The organism is Adlercreutzia sp. DFI.6.23, from assembly GCF_024462535.1.
In the GTDB taxonomy this organism is placed as follows: Bacteria; Actinomycetota; Coriobacteriia; order Coriobacteriales; family Eggerthellaceae; genus Adlercreutzia; species Adlercreutzia rubneri.
In genome coordinates, this window is record NZ_JANGBP010000370.1 from 1 (window position 1) to 314 (window position 314).

Here is a 314-nt window from a genome sequence, read left to right on the forward strand (position 1 = left end):
TGGATGCCGGCGAGGTCGCCGCACCGGCGACGGGTCCCGTGGCCGACTACCGCCTGGAGTTCGCGAACCTGCCCAAGGGGGCGGCCGCCTTCGACCGCGACGACCACCTCGCCAAATACGACTGGGCCGACCACGAGAAGGGGTTCTCCGCCTTCCTGTTTTACCTGGATTCCAGCGAGCCACTGCCCGTGTCGTTCACGACCGGAGCGACCCCGGTGTCTGTGAACGGTGCCGAGGGCGTCGTCTTCGAGAAGCCGGGCATCGTCCAGGGTGATCATACCCTAGACATGTACCTCGACTTCCCCGACGAGCAG

At 66.2% G+C, this 314-nt stretch carries 1 protein-coding gene; it reads left to right on the forward strand.

Features of this window, described 5'->3' with window-relative positions:
* Positions 1-314, forward strand: a 314-nt coding sequence (locus tag NE591_RS13765) for a hypothetical protein (protein ID WP_256156921.1), incomplete at both ends; no start/stop codon positions are given.